The 4342-nt window shown below is 65.4% G+C and carries 3 protein-coding genes and 1 tRNA gene; 1 reads left to right on the top strand and 3 read right to left on the bottom strand.

Going from position 1 to position 4342, the window contains the following annotated elements; translation table 11 throughout:
- The 3 genes from epsC to rnr form a co-directional block, all read right to left on the bottom strand.
- Positions 1–423, bottom strand: a 423-nt coding sequence (epsC, locus tag AC1DYX_RS28325) for a serine O-acetyltransferase EpsC (RefSeq protein WP_477265117.1), incomplete at its 3' end; no start/stop codon positions are given.
- A 175-nt stretch (positions 424–598) separates the two neighbouring features.
- Positions 599–1345, bottom strand: coding sequence for a 23S rRNA (guanosine(2251)-2'-O)-methyltransferase RlmB (gene rlmB, locus AC1DYX_RS28320; RefSeq protein WP_477265115.1), 747 nt, complete (start codon positions 1343–1345; stop codon positions 599–601).
- A gap of 3 nt (positions 1346–1348) precedes the next feature.
- A complete protein-coding gene (gene rnr, locus AC1DYX_RS28315; protein WP_477265113.1) occupies positions 1349–3916 on the bottom strand; it encodes a ribonuclease R in 2568 nt (855 codons plus the stop codon).
- A 341-nt stretch (positions 3917–4257) separates the two neighbouring features.
- Here rnr and AC1DYX_RS28310 point away from each other — a divergent pair.
- A tRNA-Leu gene (locus AC1DYX_RS28310) sits at positions 4258–4342 on the top strand.

Raw genomic sequence — 4342 nt, 5'->3', positions numbered from 1 at the left:
CTCCCCCACCGTGAACGCCCCGAGTACTTGCGCGCCGGCACCGACGATCACGCCGCGCTCGAGCGTCGGATGGCGTTTCGTGCCGGCAACGAGCGTCGTCCCGCCCAGGGTGACGCCCTGGTAGATCGTGCAGTCGTCGCCGACGACGGCCGTCTCGCCGATCACGACGCCGAAGCCRTGGTCGATGAACACGCGGCGGCCGATCGTCGCGCCGGGGTGGATTTCGATACCGGTGAGAATGCGGGCGAAATAGGAAATGAACCGCCCGAGCCACTTGAAATTGACGCGCCAACAAGCATGCGCCCAGCGATGCATGACGACGGCATGCAGGCCCGGGTAGCACGTGAGCACTTCCCATGCGTTACGGGCCGCAGGGTCGCGTTCGATGATGCTCTGGATATCTTCGCGCAGCTTGGAAAACATAGTCGTGATTCGTGCAAGTGACACTGCATGGTAGCGTATCCGCACCGTACTTGCTTATGAGGGAATCAATTTAGGGGGGGCAGTGCGCTTGCGCCTGGTGGGCTCGGGGAGCCCACCCTACGGCAATGGCAATATCGTAGGGTGGGCACCCCGTGCCCACCATCGCACGACCAGATTACTGCGGCTCGCGCGCCAGGCGCTGCCGGCGCGCCTCGTACAGGCAGACGCCCGAGGCAACGGAGACGTTCAGGCTCTCGACCGAGCCGAACATCGGGATGGAAACGAGCACGTCGCACGTCTCGCGGGTGAGGCGGCGCATGCCCTCGCCTTCCGAACCCATCACCAGCGCGGTCGGGCCCGTGAAATCGCCTTCGTACAGGCCCTTGTCCGCATCGTCGGACGTGCCGATCAGCCAGATACCGCGCTCCTTCAGGTCGCGCATCGTGCGCGCCAGGTTCGTCACGGTGATGTACGGCACGGTTTCGGCCGCGCCGCTGGCCACCTTGGCGGCCGTCGCGTTCAGGCCCACGGAGCGGTCCTTCGGGGCGATGACGGCATGCGCGCCGACGCCGTCCGCCACGCGCAGGCAGGCGCCCAGGTTGTGCGGGTCGGTGATGCCGTCCAGGATCAGCAGCAGCGGCGGGCCTTCCACCGCATCCAGCAGCTCGTCCAGGTTGCGCGCCAGCGAAAGCTGGCTGGCGAACGCGATCACGCCCTGGTGGCGGCGGGTGCCGACGATCTTGTCGAGGCGCTCGGCCTCGACCGGCATCACCCGGACGCCGGCCGCCTTCGCGTTGGCGATCAGGTCCTGCATGCGGCGGTCCTGCCGGCCTGCGTCGACGAAGATCTCTTCCACACTGGCGGCCTCGTGGCGCAGGCGCGAGGTCACGGCGTGGAAGCCAAAAATCATTTTATTTTTCATGCGTTACTTCTTCTTCCTGGTTTTGGAGGCGCTTTTTGTGGAAGCGCTTTTATTCGCCGCGGTCTTTTTCGTCGCGGTCGGTTTTGCTGTGGGTGAGGCACTCCGGGTGTTGCGGCGGCCGCGCGTTGGCGGCACGAATACGACGTCTTCTTCGCTCTCGTCGGTGACGCCGAACGTGGACGCAGCCGGTTCGGCCGGCGTCACGTGCGCTTCCTGCTGCGACACCGGCACGGCGGCCCCTTTTGCCTCGCCTTTTGCCTTCCTGCGACGCGGAGGTTTCGGCTCCAAAGCGTCCAGCGCGGCCGCGCGGGCGCGCTCCAGCGGTGCCGGCACGACCCCATCCGCCTTCGGCTGGGCCAGCACAAGGTCGATCTTGCGCGATTCGAGATCCACGCGCGCCACCTGAACCGTGACGCGGCCCGTCAGCTGGTACACCTGCCCCGTGCGCTCGCCGCGCAGTTCGTGGCGGGCCTCGTCGTACTGGAAGTAATCCGTGCCGAGGCCCGTGACATGCACCAGACCCTCGACGAACAGCTGGTCGAGCTGGACGAAGATGCCGAACGGCGTCACGCCCGAGATCACGCCCGTGAATTCCTCGCCCAGGCGATCCTTCATGTAGTAGCACTTGAGCCAGTTCTCGACGTCGCGCGACGCTTCGTCGGCACGGCGCTCGTTGGCCGAGCAGTGCACGCCCAGCGCGTCCCAGATCGTCAGGTCCTTCGGATTCTTCTGTTTGCCTTCCGCCTTGTCCTTTGCGGCCTGCTTGCGCGCCGCGTTCGACACCGTTGTGTTCAGCTTCGACAGATCGATATTGGTCGGCTCGTATTTCTTGCCTTTCAACACGGCCTTGATGGCGCGGTGCGTCAACAGGTCGGGATAGCGGCGGATCGGGCTCGTGAAGTGGGCGTACGCCTCGTACGCGAGGCCGAAGTGGCCGACGTTGTCCGGGCTGTAGACGGCCTGTTGCATCGAGCGCAGCAGCATCGTCTGCAGCAGCGTGGCGTCAGGGCGCTGCTTGATGCGTTCCATCAGCTCGGCGTAGTCGCGCGCCTGCGGCGTCGTGCCGCCGCCCAGGTTCAGGCCGACCTGCTTCAGGAAGGTACGCAGCTGGTTCAGCTTTTCCTCGGTCGGGACGGCGTGGATGCGGAACGTGCTCGGCTGGTCATGGCGGATGAGGAAATCGGCTGCGCACACGTTGGCGGCCAGCATGCATTCCTCGATCAGGCGGTGCGCATCGTTGCGGGTGCGCGGCAGGATCTTTTCGATCTTGCCCATCGCGTTGCAGACGATATACGTCTCCGTCGTCTCGAAATCGATCGCGCCGCGCTCCTGGCGCGCCTGCAGCAGCGCGCGGAACACCTCGTTCAGGTTCAGCAGGTGCGGCACGATGCCCGGGCGGCGACCGGCTTCCGGCCCGTTCGTATTGCCCAGGATCGCGGCGACCTCGTTGTAGGTCAGGCGCGCGGCCGAGTGCATCACGGCCGGATAGAACTGGTAGGCCTTGACCTCGCCTTCACCCGTCACGACCATGTCGCACACGAGCGTGAGGCGGTCGACGGCCGGGTTCAGCGAGCACAGGCCGTTCGACAGCTTTTCCGGCAGCATCGGGATCACGCGGCGCGGGAAGTACACGGACGTGGAACGCTCCAGCGCGTCGCCATCGAGGGCATCGCCCGGCTTGACGTAGTGGCTCACGTCGGCAATGGCCACGAGCAGGCGGTAGCCCTTCGCGCGGCCGATCTTGACGGGTTCGCAGTACACGGCGTCGTCGAAGTCGCGCGCATCCTCGCCGTCGATGGTGACGAGTGGCACGTCGCGCAGGTCGACGCGCTCGCCCAGGTCGGCGTCGCGCACCTCGTTCGGCAACTTGCCGGCCTGCTTGACCGCAGGCTGCGAAAAGATGTGCGGCACGCCGAACTTGCGCACGGCGATCTCGATCTCCATGCCGGGATCGTCCAGTTCACCCAGCACCTCGACGATCTTGCCGGTCGGCTGGCGGAAGCGCGACGGCTGCTCGACCAGTTCGATGCTGACGATCTGGCCGGCCTTCGCTTTGCCGGGCGCGCCGGACACGAGGATGTCCTGGCCGATGCGCTTGTCTTCCGGCGCGACGACCCAGACGCCGTTCTCGTTCAGCAGGCGGCCGATGACGTGGGTATTGGCGCGTTCCCTGACCTCGACGATCGTGCCTTCGGCGCGTCCGCGGCGGTCGGTGCCGACGACTCGGGCCAGCACGCGGTCGCCATGCAGGACTTTCTGCATCTCCTTATCCGGGAGGAACAGGTCTTCGCCGCCCTCGTCCGGGATCACGAAGCCGAAGCCGTCGCGGTGCGCGCTGATGCGGCCGGAAATAAAACTGGAGTGATCGGTGAGCGCATATTCGCCGGCGGGATTGGCGCGGAGCTGGCCGTCGCGCTCCATCGCATTCAGGCGGCGCGCCAGCACGCCTTCCGCTTCCGGGTTAACTTGCAGGGCTCGGGCGAGGGCGCCGCTGTCGAGCGGGGCCTGGGCCTGGCGGAACACGCCGAGGATTTCCTCGCGGCTTGGAATGGTATGAGTTGGGTGCTTCAAATTCGTATTCTTCTTTTCAGTGGGGCGCCATCCATCGGTTCGATGGCGCGGATTCGTTACGTTGACACTTGGGCAGGCGTAGTGTAACGGAGGACGGCGGGATTCGCCTAACGCCGCCGACGAAGCGTGCAGCGATCGTCCCGCTCGGAGGCCTTTGACATTTGCCGGCCATCCGCTATACTTTCGGTCTCTTCGGATACGGCACAGCCGGAAACGAAGACGCTGCACAGGCAATCCGCGCTCTGGACCAAACGAAAGTTGGTCTAGCGCAAAACGGCAAAGCCTGATATCGTAGCGGAATTCGACGGCAACGTCGAGCAATACTGGCAAAGCGGTCCAATGCCCACGTGGCGGAATTGGTAGACGCGCATGGTTCAGGTCCATGTGCCGCGAGGTGTGGGGGTTCGAGTCCCTCCGTGGGCACCA

The sequence above is a fragment of the Massilia sp. P2_C2 genome, from assembly GCF_056404615.1.
The sequence above is the reverse complement of the archived record's forward strand: the minus strand, read 5'-3'. Positions and strand labels throughout refer to the sequence as shown.